This is a genomic window from Actinocorallia sp. B10E7 (assembly GCF_039871655.1).
GTDB lineage: Bacteria > Actinomycetota > Actinomycetes > Streptosporangiales > Streptosporangiaceae > Actinocorallia.
On the sequence record NZ_JBDPLZ010000002.1, the window covers coordinates 962,357 to 983,779 of the forward strand.

19 protein-coding genes, 1 rRNA gene and 1 pseudogene are annotated in these 21,423 nt (G+C 71.0%); 18 read left to right on the plus strand and 3 right to left on the minus strand.

Annotated elements, in window-relative coordinates; all coding sequences use genetic code 11:
• Positions 1-8: 8 nt before the first annotated feature.
• From ABGB12_RS09665 to pheT, 5 genes are all read left to right on the plus strand, one after another.
• Positions 9-845 carry an RNA methyltransferase gene (locus ABGB12_RS09665; RefSeq protein ID WP_347676029.1) on the plus strand — a complete coding sequence of 279 codons (837 nt, stop codon included), beginning with the start codon at positions 9-11 and terminating at the stop codon, positions 843-845.
• A 273-nt stretch (positions 846-1,118) separates the two neighbouring features.
• The gene (locus ABGB12_RS09670) at positions 1,119-1,544 is read left to right on the plus strand and encodes an STAS domain-containing protein (protein ID WP_347676031.1); all 426 of its coding nucleotides are present in this window, start codon (positions 1,119-1,121) and stop codon (positions 1,542-1,544) included.
• Between the two features lie 161 nt (positions 1,545-1,705).
• On the plus strand, positions 1,706-2,758 hold the full coding sequence (locus ABGB12_RS09675) for an ATP-binding protein (protein WP_347676139.1): 1,053 nt from the start codon (positions 1,706-1,708) through the stop codon (positions 2,756-2,758).
• Between the two features lie 150 nt (positions 2,759-2,908).
• A complete protein-coding gene (gene pheS / locus ABGB12_RS09680; protein ID WP_347676033.1) occupies positions 2,909-4,018 on the plus strand; it encodes a phenylalanine--tRNA ligase subunit alpha in 1,110 nt (369 codons plus the stop codon).
• Positions 4,018-6,468 carry a phenylalanine--tRNA ligase subunit beta gene (gene pheT, locus ABGB12_RS09685; protein WP_347676035.1) on the plus strand — a complete coding sequence of 817 codons (2,451 nt, stop codon included), beginning with the start codon at positions 4,018-4,020 and terminating at the stop codon, positions 6,466-6,468. The genes pheS and pheT overlap by 1 nt, the downstream gene beginning before the upstream one ends.
• Before the next feature lie 70 nt (positions 6,469-6,538).
• Here the strand turns inward: pheT and ABGB12_RS09690 are convergent, their stop codons facing one another.
• Both ABGB12_RS09690 and ABGB12_RS09695 read right to left on the minus strand, forming a co-directional pair.
• The gene (locus ABGB12_RS09690; RefSeq protein ID WP_347676037.1) at positions 6,539-7,744 is read right to left on the minus strand and encodes a hypothetical protein; all 1,206 of its coding nucleotides are present in this window, start codon (positions 7,742-7,744) and stop codon (positions 6,539-6,541) included.
• Entirely contained in the window at positions 7,731-8,258 is a 528-nt protein-coding gene (locus tag ABGB12_RS09695) for a SigE family RNA polymerase sigma factor (RefSeq protein WP_347676039.1), read from the minus strand. Before ABGB12_RS09695 ends, ABGB12_RS09690 begins: the two co-directional genes overlap by 14 nt.
• A gap of 155 nt (positions 8,259-8,413) precedes the next feature.
• On the opposite strand from ABGB12_RS09695, the gene argC reads away from it, so the two are divergent.
• The 11 genes and pseudogenes from argC (at position 8,414) to ABGB12_RS09750 (ending at position 18,472) form a co-directional block, all read left to right on the plus strand.
• Positions 8,414-9,442 carry an N-acetyl-gamma-glutamyl-phosphate reductase gene (argC, locus tag ABGB12_RS09700; protein ID WP_347676041.1) on the plus strand — a complete coding sequence of 343 codons (1,029 nt, stop codon included), beginning with the start codon at positions 8,414-8,416 and terminating at the stop codon, positions 9,440-9,442.
• A 32-nt stretch (positions 9,443-9,474) separates the two neighbouring features.
• Positions 9,475-10,629: a bifunctional glutamate N-acetyltransferase/amino-acid acetyltransferase ArgJ gene (argJ, locus tag ABGB12_RS09705; RefSeq protein ID WP_347676043.1), complete on the plus strand. Its 1,155-nt coding sequence runs from the start codon at positions 9,475-9,477 to the stop codon at positions 10,627-10,629.
• Between the two features lie 14 nt (positions 10,630-10,643).
• On the plus strand, positions 10,644-11,501 hold the full coding sequence (gene argB / locus ABGB12_RS09710) for an acetylglutamate kinase (RefSeq protein WP_347676141.1): 858 nt from the start codon (positions 10,644-10,646) through the stop codon (positions 11,499-11,501).
• Positions 11,498-12,670, plus strand: coding sequence for an acetylornithine transaminase (locus ABGB12_RS09715; RefSeq protein ID WP_347676045.1), 1,173 nt, complete (start codon positions 11,498-11,500; stop codon positions 12,668-12,670). Before argB ends, ABGB12_RS09715 begins: the two co-directional genes overlap by 4 nt.
• Positions 12,667-13,578 (plus strand): ornithine carbamoyltransferase, encoded by a 912-nt coding sequence (gene argF / locus ABGB12_RS09720; RefSeq protein WP_347676047.1) that lies wholly within the window; start codon positions 12,667-12,669, stop codon positions 13,576-13,578. The genes ABGB12_RS09715 and argF overlap by 4 nt, the downstream gene beginning before the upstream one ends.
• Positions 13,579-13,585: 7 nt before the next feature.
• Positions 13,586-14,167, plus strand: a complete 582-nt coding sequence (locus ABGB12_RS09725) for an arginine repressor (protein ID WP_347676049.1) — start codon at positions 13,586-13,588, stop codon at positions 14,165-14,167.
• The gene (locus ABGB12_RS09730) at positions 14,164-15,366 is read left to right on the plus strand and encodes an argininosuccinate synthase (protein WP_347676051.1); all 1,203 of its coding nucleotides are present in this window, start codon (positions 14,164-14,166) and stop codon (positions 15,364-15,366) included. The genes ABGB12_RS09725 and ABGB12_RS09730 overlap by 4 nt, the downstream gene beginning before the upstream one ends.
• A gap of 105 nt (positions 15,367-15,471) precedes the next feature.
• Entirely contained in the window at positions 15,472-16,884 is a 1,413-nt protein-coding gene (argH, locus tag ABGB12_RS09735; protein WP_347676053.1) for an argininosuccinate lyase, read from the plus strand.
• A gap of 75 nt (positions 16,885-16,959) precedes the next feature.
• Positions 16,960-17,325 (plus strand): MTH938/NDUFAF3 family protein, encoded by a 366-nt coding sequence (locus ABGB12_RS09740; protein ID WP_347676055.1) that lies wholly within the window; start codon positions 16,960-16,962, stop codon positions 17,323-17,325.
• Between the two features lie 112 nt (positions 17,326-17,437).
• Positions 17,438-17,590 (plus strand): annotated as a pseudogene (locus ABGB12_RS09745) (ClpX C4-type zinc finger protein); the annotation flags it as partial.
• A 222-nt stretch (positions 17,591-17,812) separates the two neighbouring features.
• Complete coding sequence (locus tag ABGB12_RS09750; RefSeq protein ID WP_347676057.1) at positions 17,813-18,472, plus strand: DNA-3-methyladenine glycosylase; 660 nt, start codon at positions 17,813-17,815, stop codon at positions 18,470-18,472.
• Here ABGB12_RS09750 and ABGB12_RS09755 read toward each other — a convergent pair.
• Positions 18,463-19,206, minus strand: a complete 744-nt coding sequence (locus ABGB12_RS09755; protein ID WP_347676059.1) for an ion channel — start codon at positions 19,204-19,206, stop codon at positions 18,463-18,465. The genes ABGB12_RS09750 and ABGB12_RS09755 overlap by 10 nt on opposite strands.
• A 161-nt stretch (positions 19,207-19,367) precedes the next feature.
• Here ABGB12_RS09755 and tyrS point away from each other — a divergent pair, with 161 nt between their 5' ends.
• Positions 19,368-20,630, plus strand: a complete 1,263-nt coding sequence (gene tyrS / locus ABGB12_RS09760; RefSeq protein WP_347676061.1) for a tyrosine--tRNA ligase — start codon at positions 19,368-19,370, stop codon at positions 20,628-20,630.
• A 672-nt stretch (positions 20,631-21,302) separates the two neighbouring features.
• Positions 21,303-21,423: ribosomal RNA gene (locus tag ABGB12_RS09765) — 16S ribosomal RNA — on the plus strand; the annotation flags it as partial.

A 21,423-nucleotide genomic window follows, 5' to 3' on the forward strand; every position in this document is an offset into this window, starting at 1 on the left:
CGCGGCAGATGGCGGGCCTCGAGCTGACCAGTATCCGCTCCCCGCGGGTGAAGTCCGCTCGCAGGCTCGCCAAAAGGTCCTTCCGGCAACAGGACCGGCGGTTCCTCGCGGAGGGACCGCAGGCCGTCCGGGAGGCGCTGGCCCTCGAAGGGGGGCTGGTGGAGCTGTACACGACGGCCGACGCCGCGGGCCGGCACGCCGAGCTGATCGCCGCGGCCGAGAAGGCCGGCGTCCCGGTGCTGCGGGTGAGCGGCGAGGTCATGGCCGAGCTGGCACAGACCGTGACCCCGCAGGGGCTGCTGGCGGTCTGCGCCTTCCTCGACGTCCCGCTGGGGACCGCTCTTCGCGCTCCGGACGGCGATGGCGGCGGACCCAGGCTGGTGACCGTCCTCTCCCACGTACGTGATCCCGGCAACGCCGGGACGGTGCTGCGCGCCTCCGACGCCGCCGGCGCCGACGCGGTGATCTTCACCGACGCGTCCGTGGACCCCTACAACGGCAAATGCGTCCGCGCCTCGGCGGGCAGCCTCTTCCACCTTCCGGTGGTGACCGGCCCCCGTTACGACACGCTGATCCCCGCGCTCAAGGACGCCGGCCTGACCGTGCTGGCCGCGGACGGCGCGGGAGAGCACACCCTGGACGATCTGGCCGACGAGGGCGCGCTGAGCCGTCCGACGGCCTGGGTGTTCGGCAACGAGGCCTGGGGCCTGCCCGAGGAAGTACGGGCGCTGGCCGACGACGTGGTCCGGGTGCCCATTCACGGGAAGGCGGAGAGCCTCAATCTGGCGACGGCCGCGGCCGTGTGCCTCTACGCCTCGGCGCGCGCCCAGCGAAGAGTCAGATAATTCCTTACCCCCCGGTAAGGTTGCCGCGGTTGGCGCCTTCCCTGGCCGTTTGAGGACGTATGGCGTTGCCGCGTCCCCGTCTCCGCTGCTGCGAAGATGACCATGAAGCCCGTTTCCCGCCTCCGGGCGGTACGCGGGTGGCCATGTCTCCTAGGAGTGTCTGGTAGATCTCGTGCCTGTTTCTTCATTCGAGTGGGCGGTCGTCCGCTCCTGTGCCAGGGTGTCGACCGTCATGACATCCCGCGTTACCGCAGGCCCCAGGAAAGGGAGCGCGTGGTCCGACCGAGGTCCGAGCTGATGCGCACCGGCATGACCCGCTGCCGTGAAACGGCGGACCGGGACCTGCGCGTCGAGTTGGCGGGCGTGCACGGCGACACCGCGGTGGTGAGAGTGGCCGGGGAGATCGACCTCCGGTCCGCCCTCACGCTGCGGGACCATCTGACCGCGGTCACCGAAGCGGGTTTCGCGTCGATCGTCATCGACTTCGAGAAGGTCCTCTTCTGCGACGCCTCCGGGCTCAACGTGCTCGTCGCGCTGGCCAACCGGATGCGGTCCGGCGGGGGAGGCGTGTGGCTGGCGGAGGTGCGCCCGGCGCAGCGCCGGCTGTTCCAGATCACCGGTCTCGACCGCCGTTTCCCGCTGTGCGAGCGGGTCGAGGACGCGGTCGCGCAGGCGGGTCCGCACTCGCCCAGCCGTTAGTTTCGAACGACCCGGGAGAAAGGCCGTCATTCCCTTACCCGTAAGGGGTTTCGCGCTCCCAAGACCCCCTTCCCTGACGCTAGGCTCTGTGTCATCAGGCCGTTGGGGAAGGGGCCTCTCCATTGAGCGCGGACGGGCAGAGCGCGGAGCAGGGCACGCTCGTGCCCGAGCCTCGCAGCGCGCCCTCCTACGGTGACGAGCTGCCCGACGGGCTGCTGGTCGCCGACGCCGAGGGCCGGGTCGTCTCCTTCAACCGGATGGCCGAGCGCCTCACCGCCCTGCGCCGCGAGCAGGTCCTGGGCCGCGACGCCCGGGACGTCCTGCCGCTGCACGACGCCGACGGGCGGGACTGGTGGAAGTGCGTGGACCCGTACGGGGGCCTGTGCACCCGCACCCGCCACTCCGAGCAGAGCCTGTTCCTGGCGGGCGGGCGCGAGGTGCTGGTGACGGCGTCCTACCAGCGCGACGCGCGGCACCGCGTCCGGCGTTTCCACGTGTCGCTGCGCGACGCCGAGGCCCGGGTGCGCCAGGAGCGCCAGCGCGCCGACCTGGTCTCCACCGTCGCCCACGAGCTGCGCTCGCCCCTGACCAGCGTGAAGGGCTTCACCGCGACGCTGTTGTCCAAGTGGCACCGCTTCAACGACGACCAGAAGCTCGTCATGCTGGAGACGGTCAACGCCGACGCCGACCGCGTCACCCGCCTGATCACCGAGCTGCTGGACGTCTCCCGGATCGAGGCGGGCCGTCTGGAGATGCGCCGCCAGCCGGTGGACCTGGCGGGCCAGGCCCGGCGGACGATCGCGGGCCGGGTCGCCGCCGGGGACCCGGAGGACCGCTTCCGCCTGGACGTGCGCGATCCGCTGCCGGAGCTGTGGCTGGATCCCGACAAGATCGCCCAGATCCTCGGTAATCTGGTGGAAAACGCCGTGCGTCACGGCGCTGGTACTGTCACGATCGTGGTGGAGCCGGACATCGGGAGGGAGGGGGCCGTCGTGTCGGTCCGCGACGAGGGCGAAGGCATCCCCCCCGAGGCCGCCAACCGCGTCTTCCGCCAGTTCTGGCGGGGCAACCGCCGCCGGGGCACCGGCCTCGGCCTCTATATCGTGAAGGGCCTCGTGGAGGCCCACGGCGGCGTGATCACCGTGCAACAGGCCCCCGGCGGCGGCGCCGAGTTCCGATTTACCTTGCCCGCCGGCACCCCGTCTTACGCGTAAGACCCCGGCGGGCCGCCCCAGGCGAGTGTTTCAGGGCCGTCCTCAGGCCGCGTCTCCACGGGCTCCCGCGCGGGGCCCGCCGCGGCGGGGAACGGCCGTCGACCGGCCAACCACTAAACTCTGCGGGTAATCCCGCTAGGAGTCCTGATCATGTCTGCACCCAACAAGTCGTACGACCCTGTCGAGGTCGCGGCGCTGGCGCCCGAGGCGCTCGACCGGCATCGCGAGGAGGCCCTGACCGCGATCAGGGCCGCCGCGTCGCTGGAGGAGCTGAAGGAGGTGCGGCTCGCCCACGCGGGGGACCGCTCTCCGCTGGCGCTGGCCAACCGGGAGATCGGCGCGCTGCCTCCGCACGCCAAGGCCGACGCGGGAAAGCGGGTGGGAGCCGCCCGCGGCGCCGTCACCCAGGCGCTGAAGGCCCGCCAGGAGGAACTGGAGGCCGAGCGCGACGCCCGGGTCCTGGTCGAGGAGACCGTGGACGTCACGCTGCCGTGGGACCGGGCGCTGCCCGGGGCGCGCCACCCGCTGACCACGATGGCCGAGCGCATGGCCGACGTGTTCGTCTCGATGGGCTTCGAGATCGCCGAGGGCCCCGAGATCGAGGCCGAGTGGTTCAACTTCGACGCGCTGAACTTCCCGCCGGACCACCCGGCGCGCGCCATGCAGGACACCTTCTTCGTCGAGTCCGAGGACTCCGGGATGGTCCTGCGCACCCACACCTCCCCGGTGCAGGTGCGGGCGCTGCTGTCGCGCGAGCTGCCGGTGTACGTCGTCGCCCCGGGCAAGACGTTCCGCACCGACGAGCTGGACGCCACCCACAGCCCGGTCTTCCACCAGCTGGAAGGCCTGGCGGTGGACGAGGGCCTGACGATGGCCGACCTCAAGGGCGCGATCGCGGCTTTCGTGAACGGCCTGTTCGGCGACCCGCTGCCCGTCCGGCTGCGCCCGTCGTTCTTCCCGTTCACCGAGCCGTCCGCCGAGGTGGACATGCAGTGCTTCGTGTGCCACGGCAAGTCCGTCGGGAACCCGGACGAACCCTGCCGCACCTGCTCGTCCGAGGGCTGGATCGAGATCGGCGGCTGCGGCATGGTCAACCCGCGGGTGCTGCGGGCGGCCGGCGTGGACACCGAGCGCTACAGCGGCTGGGCCTTCGGCCTGGGCGTCGAGCGGACCCTGATGTTCCGGCACGGGGTCGAGGACATGCATGACATGGTCGAGGGCGACGTGCGGTTCGTCCTCCCGTTCGGGATGGAGATCTGATGCGGGCCCCGCTTTCGTGGCTGCGCGAGTACGCGGCGCTGCCCGCCGAGGTGACCGGCCGTGAGCTGGCCGCCAAGCTGATCGCGGCGGGCCTGGAGGTCGAGACGGTCGAGACCGCCGACATCACCGGGCCGATCGTCACCGGCAGGGTGCTCCAGATCGAGGAGCTCACCGAGTTCAAGAAGCCGATCCGCTGGTGCCAGGTCGACGTCGGCAACGCCGAGCCCCAGAACCTCATCTGCGGCGCGCGGAACTTCGCCGTCGGCGACGTGGTGGTCGTGGTCCTGCCGGGCGCGGTGCTGCCGGGCGGTTTCGCCGTCGGCGCCCGCAAGACCTACGGCAAGCTGTCCGAGGGCATGATCTGCTCGCTGCGCGAGCTGGGCATCGGCGACGACCACAGCGGCATCCTGATCATGCCGCCGGACACCGAGGTCGGTCTGGACGCGATCGAGCTGCTGGGCCTGGCCGACGACGTCCTGGACATCGCCGTCACCCCGGACCGCGGTTACTGCCTGTCCATCCGGGGCGTGGCGCGGGAGGCCGCGATCGCCTACGGGGTGGAGTTCCGCGACCCGGCGGATGTCGAGCTCGCCGACGAGGGCCCGTCCTACCCGGCCGCGGTCGAGGACCCGTCCGGCTGCGACAGGTTCGTCCTGCGGCGGGTGCAGGGCTTCGACCCGTCCGCGCCGTCGCCGCTGTGGATGCAGACCCGGCTGTACCGGGCGGGGATGCGCCCGGTCTCGCTGGCCGTCGACATCACCAACTACCTGATGCTGGAGCTGGGCCAGCCCCTGCACGCGTTCGACGCCGCCAAGCTCACCGGGACGGTCACCGTCCGCCGGGCGAAGGCGGGCGAGGGCCTGGAGACGCTCGACCACGTCAAGCGGACCCTCGACCCCGAGGACCTGCTGATCACCGACGAGTCCGGGCCCCTGTCCGTCGCGGGTGCGATGGGCGGCCTGCACAGCGAGATCGACGCCTCCAGCACCGAGGTGGTGATCGAGGCCGCGCACTTCGATCCGGTCGCCATCGCCCGGACGGTCCGCAGGCACAAGCTGCACAGCGAGGCCTCCTACCGGTTCGAGCGGGGCGTGGACCGGGAGCTGCCGCTGCGCGCCTCGCTGCGCGCGGCCCAGTTGCTGGCCGAGCTGGGCGGCGCGCGGATCGTGCCGGGTGCGACGGTGGTGGAGTCCCCGGTCGAGCCGGCGGCGATCACCATCCCGGTCGGCCACCCGGCCCGGGTCGCGGGCGTGGAGTACTCCCGCGGGACCGTCGTGCGGAGGCTGGAGCAGGTCGGCTGCACGGTCTTGGGCGACGACCCGATCACGGTGACGCCCGCCTCGTGGCGGCCCGACCTCACCGACCCCAACGACCTGGCCGAGGAGGTCATCCGGCTCGAGGGCTACGACGCCATTCCCGAGCGGGCGCCGCGCCCGGCCGCGGGCCGGGGCCTGACCCCGCGCCAGCGGCTGCGCCGCCGGGTCGGCCGGATGCTGGCGGCCACCGGGCACACCGAGACGCTCAGCTACCCGTTCGTCTCGGAGAAGGACTGGGAGTCCCTCCAGCTTCCCGCCGACGACGCCCGGCGCCGCGCGCTGCGCCTGGCCAATCCGCTGTCGGAGGACGAGCCGCTGCTGCGCACCACGCTGCTGCCCGGCCTGCTGCGCACCGCCGCCCGCAACCTCGGCCGGGGCCAGGGCGACCTGGCGCTGTTCGAGGTCGGCCTGGTCTTCCGGCCCGAGGACGGCACGGGCAAGGTGCCGTCCTACCCGGTGGACCGGGCGCCGACCGCCGAGCAGCTCGCCGCGGTCGAGGCGGCCCTGCCGAACCAGCCGCAGCGCGTCGCGGTGCTGCTGACCGGCGAGGCCGAGCGTTCCGGCTGGTGGGGTGGGGGCCGTCCGGCCGGCTGGCAGGACGCGATCCAGGCGGCCCGCAGGATCGCCGCGGAGGCGGGGGCCGAGGTGCGCGTCACCGCCGACCAGCACGCCCCCTGGCACCCCGGCCGCTGCGCCGCCCTCCACGTGGGCGACGTCCTGATCGGGCACGCCGGGGAGCTGCACCCGCGGGTGCTGCAGGCCTACGGGCTGCCGCCGCGCACCGGCGCGGTGGAGCTGGAGCTGGACAGGCTGGACGCCGGGCACGGCCCCGTCGCGCCGCACGTGTCCACCTACCCGGTGGCGACGCAGGACGTGGCGCTGATCGTCGACGCCTCCGTGCCGTCGGCCGAGGTCGAGGCGGCGCTGCGCGAGGGCGCGGGCGGGCTGCTGGAGTCCCTGCGGCTGTTCGACGTCTACACCGGCGACCAGGTGGGCGAAGGGCGCAAGTCCCTGGCCTACGCGCTGCGGTTCCGCGCTTCCGACCGGACGCTGAAGGCCGAGGAGGCCACCGCGGCGCGTGACGCGGCCGTGGCCCGGGCCGCGGAGCTCACCGGGGCGACCCTGCGGGGCTGACCCGGCCGCACGTGAGAACGGCCCGCACGCCTGGCGTGCGGGCCGTTCCGTGTTCCGGGGTTGCGGCGGGTCAGGGAGCGCTGGTCAGCCGGTAGGCCTCGTCGTCCCTGGTGAGCAGCCACTCGCCCTTGGCGTAGGCCTCGCCGTCGTGGACACGCGTCTGCCCGCTGCCGGTCTCGTAGATGAGGGCTTTGTCAGCGTCCTGACCGTGGGTCGAGTAGACGACCAGCCCGTCCCCGGCTGTCAGGGAGGCGCTGTCGCCCGTGGGGAGCGGCTCGGGCAGCTGGCTGGCCTGCCAGGTCTCGGCGTCGTAGACGGTGAGAGACCGCCCGTCCGCGACGGAGAAGGTGCCGGCCCCCGCCGTGTAGAGCACGTCCTTGGCCAGGTGCGTCCGGGGCAGTTCGCGGGTCTCCTGGGTGCCGGTCTCGACCTGGACGCGCTGGACCTCGCCGGTCGGCCGCCCCCGGCCGTCGGTGCTCAGGACGTAGGCGTAGGGGTAGGCGAAGCCGGCGGCGTACCCGAGAGTCAGGGGCTCGGGTACGCCGTCGCAGCCGTGCGCGGTCCAGACGGTGCCCTCGGCTTTGTCCGTCCAGACGGCCACGTCGCGGTCGGCGTGGAAGCCGACGCCGACGCCGCCGCGCCGGGCCACCCCGCCGGAGCCGAGCTGGACCGCCTCGCCCTCGCCGGACCGGCACATCAGCTCGTAGGCGCCGCCCCTGCGCTCGGCCCAGATCGTCATGTTCCGGCTGCCCGAGGCCGCGTACAGGCCCTTGGGCTCGGCCACCGGGGAGGGGACGGCGAGCAGGCCGCTCACGTCGGCCCGCCACAGGACCCCGTCGCTGCGGCCCTTCGGCCCGACGCCGGTGCCCAGGACCGCCCCGTCGGAGGTGACTCCGAAGGCGTTGAGGATCTTGCCGCTGGGCAGGTCGCGGGGGACGCCGCCGGCCGTTCCGGGCCGGGCGGAGCCCGACGGCCCGCCGCCGGGACCGGAGGGGGCGGAGCCGCGCTCGTGGAGGGGCCCGGGGCGCTCGGAGGCGGCGAGCATCGACGGGTCGGAGGGGGAGGAGGCGCCGGAGTCCAGGGCGAGCGGGGTCACGACCGCGGCGGCGGCCACCAGGGAGAGACCGGCCGCGGCCTGGGCGATCCGGCGCCGCCTGCGACGCGTCTTCACCTGGTGGTTCACCCGGGACATGAGGCGTTCGTGAAGTTCGGGAGAGGGGGCCGCGTCGTCGAGAGCGCGCAGCCTTCCGGCGACGAGCCGCTCAAGATCTTCCACGTCGGTCCTCCATCAGTGACTGCTCGGCCTCCTGGGGCAGCATGCTGGCGCGGAGCTTGGCCAACGCCCTGGAGGCCTGACTTTTCACCGTTCCACGGGAGCATCCCAGCACCCGCGCGGTCTCTTCCTCACTCAGTTGTTCGAAGTAGCGCAGGACGAGCACCGCCCGCATCCGGGGCGGCAGCGCGGTCAGGGCCGCGTCCAGCCCGTCCATCTCGTGGACCCGGTCCAGTCCCGGGTCGTCGGCCGCGTGTTCGGGTACCCCCTCGACCAGGTGCTCCAGCCGGGGCCTGCGCCACCGGTTGGCCATGATGCGCGCCATCGTGGTGCGCACATAGCCCTCCGGGTCGTCCTTGCGCCGGATCCGCCCCCAGGCCACACCCGTGCGGGTGAGCGCCTCCTGGACGAGGTCCTCGGCGTCGTGCTGGTTGCCGGTGAGGACATACGCGTAGCGGAAGAGCGCCGGGAACCTGTTGGCCACGAACTCCTCGAACTGGCCACCTGCGCCCCGCATCACGTCCCTCCCCTCCAAAGACACCCGTCGGGACCTGAAGGTTGCACGGGTCGACCGAATCCTCCCATGTCCCCATCACGCGAAGTTCCGAGATCGAACTTGAATACTCATCCGATTGGATGCATACTTTTTCTTAGGTCAAGCTGAGGAGAGACATGGGTTACCGGGTGGCGGTGGCGGGCGCGAGCGGTTACGCCGGGGGGGAGCTGCTGCGCATTCTGGCCGGTCATCCCGGGTTCGAGATCGGGACGCTGACCGCGGGGAGCAACGCCGGAGCCCTCCTGGGCACCCTCCAGCCCCACCTCCGCTCCCTGTCCGACCGTGTCCTGGCCGAGACTACCCCGCAGACCCTCGCAGGTCATGACGTGGTGTTCCTCGCCCTTCCGCACGGCGCGTCGGGTCCGCTCGCCGCCGAACTGGGAGAGGACGTCCTGGTCGTCGACTGCGGCGCCGACTTCCGGCTCGCCGACGCCTCCGAGTGGGAGCACTTCTACGGCACCCCGCACGCCGGTACCTGGCCCTACGGGCTGCCGGAGCTGCCCGGGCAGCGGAAGGTCCTGGCCGGCACCAAGCGGATCGCGGTCCCCGGCTGCTACCCGACGGTCTCCTCCCTGGCCCTGGTCCCGGCCTTCGCCGCCGGGCTCGCCGAACCCGACGTGGTGGTCGTCGCGGCCTCCGGGACCTCGGGCGCGGGCAAGACCCCCAAGGTCAACCTGCTGGGCAGCGAGGTCATGGGCGCGGTCTCGGCCTACGGGGTCGGCGGCGTGCACCGCCACACCCCGGAGATCATCCAGAACCTGACGGCCGCCGCCGGCGAGCCCGTCACCGTCTCCTTCACCCCCACCCTGGCCCCCATGAGCCGCGGCATCCTGGCCACCTGCACCGCGAAGGCCAAGCCGGGCGTCACCTACGCCGCGCTGCGGGAGGCCTACCTCGCCGCTTACGACGCCGAGCCCTTCGTGGACGTGCTCCCCGAGGGAATGTGGCCGTCCACCGCGATGACGCTCGGCGCCAACACCGCGCTGATGCAGGTGTCCCTGGACGAGCGGGCGGGACGCATCGTGATCGTGGCGGCCATCGACAACCTCACCAAGGGGACCGCCGGCGGGGCGGTCCAGTCGGCCAACCTGGCCCTCGGCATGCCCGAGGGCCAGGGCCTGACCACCCTCGCCGTCGCACCCTGACACCTCCTCCACCGCTGAGCAGAAGAGGACACATGAGCGTCACCGCACCACTGGGCTTCCGCGCCTCCGGCATAGCCGCGGGCATCAAGGACAACGGCAACCGAGATCTGGCACTGGTCGTCAACGACGGCCCCTCACGCGCGGCGGCGGCGGTGTTCACCGCGAACAGGGTGAAGGCGGCCCCGGTGCTGTGGACCGAGCAGGTGATCTCGGGCGGCCGGTTGCGCGCGGTCGTCCTCAACTCCGGCGGCGCCAACGCCTGCACCGGATCCCCGGGGTTCCAGGACACCCACGCCACCGCCGAGAAGGTCGCCGACGTCCTGGAGGACTCCGCCGGCGAGGTCGCGGTGTGCTCCACCGGCCTGATCGGCATCCGGCTGCCGATGGACGAGCTGCTGGCCGGGGTCGAGACGGCCGCCGCCGAGCTGACCCGCGACGGCGGCCTGAACGCCGCCGACGCCATCCGCACCACCGACACCGTCGCCAAGATCTCCTTCCGGCGGGGCGAGGGCGGCTACATGATCGGGGGCATGGCCAAGGGCGCGGGCATGCTCGCCCCCTCCCTGGCGACCATGCTTGTGGTGCTCACCACCGACGCCGACCTGCCGGCCGAGACGCTCGACCGGGCGCTGCGCGCCGCGACCTCGCGCTCCTTCGACCGGCTCGACGCCGACGGCTGCATGTCCACCAACGACACCGTCCTGCTCATGGCCAGCGGCGCCACCGGCGCCGTCCCCGGGGAGGAGGCGTTCACCGCCCTGCTCACCGAGGTCTGCCTCGACCTGACCCGGCAGCTGCTGGTGGACGCCGAGGGCGCCTCCAAGGCGATCGCGATCGAGGTCGTCGGCGCCGACAGCGTCGCCGACGCCGTCACCGTCGGCAAGTCCATCGCCCGCAACAACCTGCTCAAGTGCGCCATCCACGGCGAGGACCCCAACTGGGGCCGGGTCCTGGCGGCGGTGGGCACCACCGACGCGGTCTTCGAGCCCGACCGGCTCAACGTGGCGATCAACGGCATCTGGGTCTGCCGCAACGGCTCGGTCGGCGAGGACCGCGACAAGGTCGACCTGCGGCCCCGCGACGTGTCCATCACCGTGGACCTGTCGGCCGGCAAGCACTCCGCGACGGTCTGGACGACCGACCTGACCGCGGAGTACGTCCGGGAGAACTCGGAGTACAGCTCGTGAACCGGCGCAGCGCGATGGACAAGGCGGCCGTGCTCATCGAGGCGCTGCCCTGGCTCGAGCGGTTCCACGACAAGATCGTCGTGGTCAAGTACGGCGGCAACGCCATGACCGAGGACTCCCTGCGCGAGTCCTTCGCCAGCGATATCGTCTTCCTGCGGCTGGCCGGGCTGCGCCCGGTGGTCGTGCACGGCGGCGGCCCGCAGATCAACGCCGCGCTGGAGAAGTTCGGCATCGAGTCCCACTTCACCGCCGGGCTGCGGGTCACCACGCCCGAGGCGATGGACGTGGTGCGCATGGTGCTCACCGGCCAGGTCAACCGCGAGGTCGTCGGGCTGATCAACTCCCACGGCCCGTACGCGGTCGGCATGTCCGGCGAGGACGCCCACCTGTTCACCGCCCAGAAGCTGTACGCGGTCGTGGACGGCGAGCAGGTGGACATCGGCCAGGTCGGCGAGATCGTCAAGGTCGACGCCGGGGCGGTGCACAGCCTCATCTCCGACGGGCGCATCCCGGTGATCTCCAGCGTGGCGCGCGGCGAGAACGGCGAGGTCTTCAACGTCAACGCCGACACCGCGGCGGCGGCGCTCGCCTCGGAGCTCGGCGCGGCCAAGCTGATCGTCCTCACGGACGTGGAGGGCCTGTACGCCGACTGGCCGAACAGCGACGAGGTCATCCGCGAACTCACCGCCGCCGAGCTGGAGGAGCTCATGCCGGGCCTGTCCTCGGGCATGGTGCCCAAGATGGGCGCCTGCCTGCACGCGGTCAGCAACGGGGTGCCGCAGGCGCACGTCCTGGACGGGCGGGTGCCGCACTCGCTGCTACTGGAGGTCTTCACCGACGAAGGGATCGGAACGATGGTGGTGCCGTCATGACCTGGCAGGACGATTTCAGGGCCTCCTTCATGCCCAACCGGCCCGTACCGCCTGTGATGCTCTCGCACGGCCAGGGCAGCACCGTCTGGGACGTGGACGGCAACGCCTACCTGGACATGTTCGCCGGGATCGCGGTCTCGGCGCTGGGCCACGCCCACCCCGCGCTGGTGGAGGCGGTGAGCGGGCAGATCGCCAAGATCGCGCACGTCTCCCCGCTGCTGACCACCGAGCCCGAGGTGAAGCTGGCCAAGCGGCTCCTGGAGCTGCTGGGGCGGCCCGGCAAGGTCTACTTCTGCAACTCGGGCACCGAGGCCAACGAGGCGGCCTTCAAGATGGTCCGCAAGCACGCGGGCCCGTCGAAGTACCTCGTGGCCACCGAGAACGGCTTCCACGGGCGGACGATGGGTGCGCTGGCCATCACCGGCAAGCCGGCGATCCGCGACCCCTTCGGACCCTACGGCGCGGACGTGCGGTTCGTGCCCCACGGCGACGTCGAGGCGCTGCGCCGGGCCGTCACATCCGAGTGCGCGGCGGTGTTCCTGGAGCCGACCCAGGGCGAGGCCGGCGTCGTGCTCGCGCCTGACGGCTACCTGGCCGCCGCCCGGAAGATCTGTGATGAGACGGGTGCGCTGTTCGTGTTGGACGAGGTCCAGGGCGGCATCGGCCGGACCGGCGCCTGGTTCGCCCACCAGCACGAGGGCGTCCGGCCCGACATCATCAACCTGGCCAAGGGCCTGGGCGGCGGCGTCCCGATCGGCGCCTGCGTCGGGCTCGGCGAGGCGGCCGACATCTTCGCCCCCGGAGACCACGGCTGCACCTTCGGCGGCAACCCGCTGGCGACGTCGGCGGCGCTGGCCGTCCTGGACACCATCGAGCGCGACGGGCTGCTGGAGCACGCCGTCAAGGTCGGCGAGCAGCTCTCCGCCGGTCTCGATGCGTTGGGCCACCCGCTGGTCGCCGGGGTACGGGGCCGGGGTCTGTGGCTGGCGATCGTGCTGGACCGCCCCGTCGCCGCGGAGGTCAGAGGGGCTGCGCAGAAGGCGGGCTTCCTGGTCAACAACGTCCGACCCGACGCGATCCGGCTCGCACCTCCGCTGGTCATGACCGCGGAGGAGGCCCAGAGCTTCCTCGACGCCCTGCCCGCGATCCTCGACGAGGTGGCCGCATGACCCGCCATTTCCTGCGCGACGACGACCTGACCCCGGCCGAGCAGGCCGAGGTCCTGGCCCTGGCCGCCCGGATGAAGGCCGACCGCTACGCCTTCAAGCCCCTGGAGGGGCCGAAGTCGGTGGCGATCCTGTTCGACAAGCACTCCACCCGGACCCGGGTGTCCTTCACCGCGGGCGTCGCAGAGCTCGGCGGCAACCCGCTGGTGATCGACGCCGGGTCCAGCCAGCTCGGCCGGGGCGAGAGCATCGCCGACACCGCCCGGGTGCTGGAGCGCGTCTGCGCGGCGATCGTCTGGCGGACCTTCGGCCAGGACCGCATCGAGGAGATGGCGGCGCACTCGTCCGTGCCGGTGGTCAACGCCCTCACCGACCAGTTCCATCCCTGCCAGATCCTCGCCGATCTTCAGACGGTCCAGGAGACGAAGGGTAGACTGGCCGAGGTCACGCTCGCCTACTTCGGCGACGGGGCCAACAACATGGCGCACTCCTACCTGCTCGGCGGCGCGACCGCCGGGATGCACGTGCGGATCGCCGCTCCCGAGGGGTACCTTCCGGATCCCGACGTGTGGCACCGGGCGGAGGAGATCGCCAAGACCACCGGCGGTTCGGTCGAGGTGACCACCGACCCCCGGCAGGCGGCGGCGGGCGCGGACGTCCTGGCCACCGACACCTGGGCCTCCATGGGCCAGGAGGACAAGGACCTGTCGGTCTACGTCCCGTACTCGCTGACCGAGGACCTGGTGGCGCTGGCCAAGCCGGACGTCTCCGTCCTGCACTGCCTGCCCGCCTACCGGGACAAGGAGATCGCCGCCTCCGTGCTGGACGGGCCGCACAGCGTCGTCTGGGACGAGGCCGAGAACCGGCTGCACGCCCAGAAGGCGCTGCTGGCCTGGCTGCTGGAGAGATAAGAGAACCGTGACGACCCCGATGACCAAGGCCGCCAGGCAGGCGCGGGTGCTGGAACTGCTGTCCCGGCACAACGTGCACTCGCAGGGCGAACTGGCCCGGCTGCTGCGGCAGGCGGGCGTGGAGGTCACCCAGGCGACCCTGTCGCGCGATCTCGTGGAGATCGGGGCGGTCCGCCTGCGGGCCGATGACGGCAGCCTGATCTACGCGGTGCCCGGCGAGGGCGGCGAGCGGATCAAGCTGGCCCGAACCGGCACCGCCGAGACCTTCGACTCCAGGCTGGCCCGGCTGGCCCAGGAGCTGCTGGTCTCGGCCGAGGCCTCCGCCAACCTGGTGATCGTGCGCACCCCCGCGGGTGCCGCGCAGTACCTGGCCTCGGCGATCGACCACGCCGAGTGGCCGCAGGTCCTCGGCACCGTCGCGGGAGACGACTCCATCCTGGTCATCTCCCGCGACCCGCTCGGCGGGGAGGAGCTCGCGGCGAGGCTGCTGCGGCTCACCGAGCGACGAAGTCAGGGGTCCCCGGGCCCCGGAAACCCACCCCTTGACCTGATCGACTCCAGATACGAGAAAAAGGACGAAGACATATGACTGAGCGCGTCGTACTGGCGTACTCCGGGGGCCTGGACACTTCGGTCGCCATCCCCTTCCTCGCCGAGAAGATGGGCGCCGAGGTCGTCGCCGTGGCCGTCGACTGCGGCCAGGGCGGCGAGGACATGGACCAGATCCGCCAGCGGGCACTGGACTGCGGCGCGGTCGAGTCCGTCGTCGTGGACGCCAAGGAGGAGTTCGCCCGCGACTTCTGCTTCCCCGCGATCCAGGCCAACGCCCTCTACATGGACCGCTACCCGCTGGTCTCGGCGCTGTCCCGGCCGCTGATCGTCAAGCACCTCGCCGCCGCCGCGGCCCGGTTCGACGGCACGTACGTCGCGCACGGCTGCACCGGCAAGGGCAACGACCAGGTCCGGTTCGAGGCCGGCCTGATGGCGCTCAACCCCGACCTCAAGTGCGTCGCCCCGGCCCGCGACTACGCCTGGACCCGGGACAAGGCCATCGCCTTCGCCCAGGAGAAGGGCCTGCCGATCGAGGTCTCGGAGAAGAACCCCTACTCCATCGACCAGAACCTGTGGGGCCGGGCCGTGGAGACCGGCTTCCTGGAGGACATCTGGAACGCCCCGATCGAGGACCTCTACGCCTACACCGCCGACCCGGCGACCCCGCGTGAGGCCGACGAGCTGATCATCACCTTCGAGAACGGCGTCCCCACCGCCGTCGACGGCAGGGCGCTCACCCCGTTCCAGATCATCGACGAGCTCAACAAGCGCGCGGGCGCCCAGGGCGTCGGCCGGCTCGACATGGTCGAGGACCGCCTCGTGGGCATCAAGTCCCGCGAGGTCTACGAGGCCCCGGCCGCGATCGCGCTGCTCGCCGCCCACCAGGAGCTGGAGAACGTCACCGTCGAGCGGGACCTGGCCCGGTTCAAGCGCTCCGTCGACCAGCGCTGGGGCGAGCTCGTCTACGACGGCCTGTGGTTCTCGCCGCTGAAGACGGCGCTGGAGTCCTTCATCGCCGAGGCCCAGCAGCACGTGAACGGCGACGTGCGGCTCACCCTGCACGGCGGGCGCGCCGTCGTCACCGGCCGGCGCAGCGGCTCCTCGCTCTACGACTACGATCTGGCGACGTACGACACCGGCGACACCTTCGACCAGAGCCTGGCCAAGGGCTTCGTCGAGCTGTGGAGCCTGCCGAGCAAGATCGCCTCGGTCCGGAACCGCAAGACCGGCGCCTGAGATCTTCACAGCCCCGCCCCGGGGTGGTGCCCCGGGGCGGTACAACTGTGTTCGACGCGGTCCACGTGGACCGCGGCCACTGACATATCGGAGATTGGGATCACTGTGAGCAAGGCACCGACCCGGTTGTGGGGCGGACGGTTCGAAGGCGGGCCGTCGGACGCGCTGGCGCGCCTGTCCGTGAGCGTCCAGTTCGACTGGCGGCTCGCGCCGTACGACCTGATGGGGTCGCGCGCCCACGCCCGCGTGCTCAACCGCGCGGGTCTGCTGGACGACGACGAGCTCGCCCGCATGCTGGGCGCCATCGACGACCTGGAGCAGGCCTGCGCGTCCGGCGAGTTCCGGCCCACCGTGGCCGACGAGGACGTGCACACCGCGCTGGAGCGCGGCCTGCTGGAGCGCCTGGGCTCCCTGGGCGGCAAGCTCCGCGCCGGGCGCTCCCGCAACGACCAGGTCGCCACCGACCTGCGCCTGTACCTGCGCGACCACGTCCGCCGGATCGTCTCCCGGCTGGTGGAGCTGCAGACCTCGCTGATCGGCCAGGCCGAGGCCAACATGGGCGTCGCCTGCCCCGGCATGACCCACCTGCAGCACGCCCAGCCCGTGCTCTTCTCCCACCAGCTGCTGGCGCACGTGCACGCGATCAGCCGCGACATCGAGCGCTTCCAGGACTGGGACAAGCGCGCCGCGATCTCCCCGCTGGGCTCCGGTGCCCTGGCGGGTTCGTCCCTGCCGCTGGACCCGCAGGCCGTCGCCGAGGAGCTCGGCTTCACCGCGGCCGCCGCCAACTCCATGGACGCCGTCAGCGACCGCGACTTCGTCGCCGAGTTCCTCTTCGCCGCCGCGCTGACGGGTGTGCACCTGTCGCGCATCGGCGAGGAGGTCTGCCTGTGGGCCTCCCAGGAGTTCCGCTGGATCGAGATGGACGACACCTACGCCACCGGGTCGTCGATCATGCCCCAGAAGAAGAACCCCGACGTGGCCGAGCTGGCCCGCGGCAAGGCGGGCCGGATCATCGGCTCCCTCGTCGGCCTGCTCACCACCCTCAAGGGCCTGCCGCTGACCTACAACCGCGACCTTCAGGAGGACAAGGAGGGCGCCTTCGACGCCGTCGAGACCCTCCTGCTGGTGCTGCCCGCGATGTCCGGCCTGATCGCCACCATGCGCGTCAACACCGAGCGCCTGGAGGAGCTGGCCCCGCAGGGCTTCGCGCTGGCCACCGACCTGGCCGAGCTGCTGGTCCGCCGCGGCGTGGTCTTCCGCGACGCCCACGAGGTCGTCGGCCACCTGGTGGTGTGGTGCCAGGTCAACGACAAGGACTTCGGCGACCTCACCGACGAGGAGCTGGCCAAGGTCTCCCCGCACCTGACGCCGGACGTCCGCGAGGTCCTCAACGTCCCCGGCGCCATCGCCTCCCGCAAGGCGCACGGCGGCACCGCTCCCGAGCGCGTCCAGGAGCAGATCGAGAACCTGCGTTCCTTCGCCGACGCCGCGGCCTCCTGGGCCTCGGAGTCCTGACCTTCCTGACGGTGGGCCGGATCGTCTACGATCCGGCCCACCGTTCTTCGTTCCCGAGCAGGGCAGGAGGCCGTCATGGAAGGTTCTCCCCGGATCGCACACGTGTCGTGGGGCCGGATCGACGTCGAGGGACTCGGCTCCGGCAAGGACTGGAAGCTGTTCCCCGGCGGCGGCCGGGAGTGGGACTGGAACGAGCACGGCACCAGGCACACCCCGGGAATCCGTCCCGAGGAGATCTCCGAACTGCTGGACCGCGGCGCCACGGTCGTGGTGCTGAGCCAGGGTATGGATCTGCGGCTGCGGACCATGCCCGAGACCCTGCGTCTCCTGGAGGAGTCCGGCGTCGAGGTCCACGTCGCGCAGACGGAGCGGGCCGTCGCCCTGTACAACGAGCTGGCGAAGACCTGCCCGGTCGCGGGTCTGTTCCACTCGACCTGCTGATCCGTCCCCGTCGGATGCCATCGGCCGCCGCCCGCTTCCGATCTCGCTTGTCAGGCTCTCCCTGACGTTCTACCCTCTTCTGTCAGGCCTGGCCTGACGGATGGAGGGTGTGATGGAGACGATGGACGCACTGGAGGAGCCCGCCCGGTGCTCCTTCTGCGACCGGGCGGAGCACCAGGTGCGCAAGCTGGTCTCCGGACCGGGAGTGCGGATCTGCGACGAGTGCGTCGACCTGGCGGACAAGATCATCGACGAGTACAGGGAAGGGCCCGCGACACCCCGGTTCCCGAGCTGGGAGGCGATGACGGACGAGCAGATGCTCGACCGGATCCCCCGGATCTCGGCGGTCGTCGACCAGGTCGAGGCCGATCTGAGGTTGTGGGTGCGGGAGCTGCGCCGGCGCGGCGTCACCTGGGCCAGGATCGGTGCGGCCCTGGGCATCACCCGCCAGTCCGCGTGGGAGCGGTTCTCCGGTGAGGAGTGACGGATGACCGAGAGGACCGAGGACGGAGCGGGACGGACGCCGCTGGACCGGTCGTTCTTCGACCGTCCTGTCCTGGAGGTGGCTCCCGACCTGCTCGGGCGAGTGCTCAGCCGGACGACGCCCGAGGGGACCGTGTCCGTCCGGCTGACCGAGGTGGAGGCCTACGCGGGAGAACTGGATCCCGCCTCCCACTCCTACAGGGGCAGGACGGCGCGGAACGCCGTCATGTTCGGGGAGCCGGGCCACGCCTACGTGTACTTCACCTACGGGATGCACTTCTGCGTGAATCTCGTCTGCGGCCCTGAGGGCACCGCCTCCGCGGTACTGCTGCGCGCGGGGGAGATCGTCGAAGGCACCGAGTTGGCCAGGACCCGGCGCAACGGCTCCCCGGACCGCGATCTGGCCAGGGGCCCCGCCCGGTTGTGCCAGGCGCTGGGAGTCGACCGGGCCCTCAACGGGGCGGATGTCTGCGTCCCGGGAGAGCTGGCGATCGAAGATGGCGCACCGGTTCCTGCGGGGCTGGTGCGTTCCGGGCCGCGTACCGGGGTCACCTCCGCGCACGACGCGCCGTGGCGGTTCTGGGTGGAAGGCGAGCCGAGCGTTTCGCCCTACCGTAGGCACACGCCCCGGCGGCGGCCCGCCGGCCGGCGGGGTCAGGGCTGAGAAGGAGTCTGCCGCCCGGTCAGCCGCGCGATCTCCGCACGCAGCTCGGCGATCTCGCGGCTGAGGGCTTCCACATCCCGGCGGGTGGCGGCCTGGGATTGCTCCTCCAGGTCGGCCACGCGCTCGATCAGCCAGGAGGCGAGCGAGGCGGTCACCACACCGAGCAGGGCGATGCCGGACAGCATCAGGCCGCCCGCGATGAAGCGGCCGGTTTCGGTGACGGGATAAGTGTCGCCGTATCCGACCGTGGTGACCGTCGTCATGGCCCACCAGAGCGCGTCTCCGAAGGTGGTGATGGAGGCCTCGGGGACTTTGCGTTCGGCGTCGAGCACGGCCAGCGCGGCGATGAAGATGATGAGCATGCTCGAGCCGGCCGCGTAGGCGATGACCCGGCCCCGCAATGACCTGCCGGCGTAGCGGTTGAGGACGGCCAGCAGCGTGATGAGGCGGAGCAGCCGCAACGGTCGGAAGATCGGCAGCACGACCAGGGCCAGATCCAGCAGATGGGAGCGGACGAACCGCAGACGGTTCCGGCTGAGCAGCAGGCGCATGAAGTAGTCGACCGCGAACAGGGCCCACATCGCCCAGGTCAGGGTCAGACACGCCGAGACCTGGCGGGAGGGCAGATCCGGTTCGAGGATGGGCCAGGCATAGGCCGCCAGGAAGAGGACCGCTGCGAGGGTCAGCGGCCACTGGGCCCGTCGCTCCCAACGCCGGCGTGCACTCTCAATCACAGGGGACAGATTGACATATATGGGATAGATCATGCAGGTGGGCCGAGGGTGTCCCCTCCGTCACAGGCATACGCTGCGGCGATGGAGATCATCGATTACCGTTCAGGTGCCGACTTCGGGCACCCTTGAGATGTCATCCGTTTTCGAGAAGTGGGACGACCGTGACCGACATCGTGGACGAACTGCAGTGGCGCGGCCTGCTGGCCCAGACCACCGACGAGGAGTCGCTGCGCGCGGCCCTCTCGGCGGGGCCCGTCACGTATTACTGCGGATTCGACCCGACGGCGCCCAGCCTGCACGTCGGCAACCTCGTCCAGCTGCTGACCATGCGGCGGATCCAGAACGCCGGGCACAAGCCCCTGGCCCTGGTGGGCGGCGCGACCGGCCTGATCGGAGACCCGAGCGGACGTTCCAGCGAACGCCAGCTCAACTCCACCGAGGTCGTCGCCGGCTGGGTCAAGCGCATCCAGGAGCAGGTGGCGCGCTTCCTGTCCTTCGAAGGCGACAACGCCGTCCGGATGGTCAACAACCTCGACTGGACCGGGCCGATGTCGGTGATCGACTTCCTGCGGGACATCGGCAAGCACTTCCCGGTCAACAAGATGCTGGCCCGCGAGGTGGTGGCCTCCCGCCTGGAGATCGGCCTGTCCTACACGGAGTTCTCCTACCAGCTCCTGCAGAGCATGGACTTCCTGGAACTGCACCGCCGCTACGACTGCGTCCTGCAGAGCGGCGGCAGTGACCAGTGGGGCAACCTCACCGCGGGCGCCGACCTCATCCGCCGGGCCACCGGCCACCATGTGCACGCCATCGCGACACCGCTGCTCACCAAACCCGATGGCACCAAGTACGGCAAGACCGCCGGCGGGGCGATCTGGCTCGACCCCGAGCTGACCTCCCCGTACGCGTTCTTCCAGTACTGGGTGAACGTCGAGGACGGCGAGGTGGGCAAGCTCCTGCGCACCTTCAGCTTCCGGAGCCGCGAGGAGATCGAGGAACTGGAGAAGCAGTCGGCGGATCGGCCCGCCGCGCGCATCGGTCAGAAGGCCCTCGCGGAGGAGCTGACGACCCTCGTCCACGGCGCGGAGGAGACGGACAAGGTGATAGCAGCCTCGGCCGCGCTGTTCGGTCAGGGCGGCCTCGAAGTCCTGGACGAACGCACCCTGGCCGCCGCGCTGGCGGAGGCCCCGCAGGGCACCGTGCCGGCGGGGGAGCTGCCGCCCGTCGCGGACCTCCTGGTGACGGCCGGGCTGTGCAAGAGCAAGTCCGAGGCCCGGCGCACGATCACCCAGGGCGGCGCCTACCTCAACAACGCCAAGGTGGAGACGGAGGAGGCGGTCCCCGACTCCGGCGACCTGCTGCACGGCCGCTTCCTCGTGCTGCGCCGAGGCAAGCGCAACATCGGGAGCATCGCCGTCAGCTGAGGTAAGAATCAGCTGGTGAAAGGCCCTTCCGGAGCTCTTCCGGAAGGGCCTTTCGCATGTTTCCAGCAAACATGCGGGAGATCCAGGTCACAAAAGGTTTGGCATAGGGAGGAACGGGACATCAATCTCGTACAGAAAGCCGTCTGAGCAGGCGTCGCGCGCTCCAGGAGCGCTGATTTGACGTTGCCCCCAGGCGGCCGTAGTGTTCTACCTGCCCCACGGGGGAGCGGGACGCGGAAGCGGCCGGCCCCGAGGGGAAACCCCATCTGACTCGACAGATCCGATCGGTTCGGTATTAACCACTGAATCGGAACTGCTAAGTTAAAAGGGTCGCAGCGAGGGAAACGCCGAAAGGCGCGAAACGAACTGCGGGGGCTGGTCCGGGAGAATCAACTCGAAAGAGCGGATTTGACAGGAAGAAACAGCCTGATAGGTTAGAAGAGCCGCAGCGAGGGAAACGCCGGAAGGCGCGGAACACTGCGAGTCCGTTTCTTGAGAACTCAACAGCGTGCTAAAAGTCAGTGCCAAAATAACGGCCAGGACCTGTGGTTCTGGTCATCCTCGTCAAGAGGAACCTTTGAGGCAAATGCAAGGTCAGCCAAGACCTTGTTCTTGCCGGGTTTGAACACCAACAGGTTTGGCTCTCGTCTTCGGATGGGGGTCGTATGGACCTTAATGGAGAGTTTGATCCTGGCTCAGGACGAACGCTGGCGGCGTGCTTAACACATGCAAGTCGAGCGGAAAGGCCCTTCGGGGTACTCGAGCGGCGAACGGGTGAGTAACACGTGAGCAA